This window comes from Mesorhizobium sp. M7A.F.Ca.MR.148.00.0.0, from assembly GCF_003997735.1.
In the GTDB taxonomy this organism is placed as follows: domain Bacteria; phylum Pseudomonadota; class Alphaproteobacteria; order Rhizobiales; family Rhizobiaceae; genus Mesorhizobium.
On sequence record NZ_RZTB01000530.1, the window covers coordinates 1 to 288 of the forward strand.

Consider the following 288-nt stretch of genomic DNA (forward strand, 5'->3'; position numbering starts at 1 on the left):
GTCCTTCTCCCCGTTCACGGGGAGAAGATGGCGGCAGCCAGATGAGGGGCGGCGCCAAGCTCTGAAAATATGCGCAAACCTGGGCAAATGCCTTGCTGCCGCCATTAACCAAATGGACGCATCACATGCGTTACGTTAGCTTCGCCGCATCTCAGCAACAGCCGACCCCAGAACAGACTTGCCCTTGTACAACCCCCTTCCGCTCATCCAGAGATTTTTTGCGGCACTCGCCCTGCTGGTGCTGCTTGCCGGCTGCTCGACCACGACGCCGCCCGACAGCGTGCTGGC

At 60.4% G+C, this 288-nt stretch carries 1 pseudogene; it reads left to right on the forward strand.

Annotated elements, in window-relative coordinates:
• Positions 1–178 precede the first annotated feature (178 nt).
• Positions 179–288 (forward strand): annotated as a pseudogene (locus EOB49_RS38490) (D-alanyl-D-alanine carboxypeptidase); the annotation flags it as partial.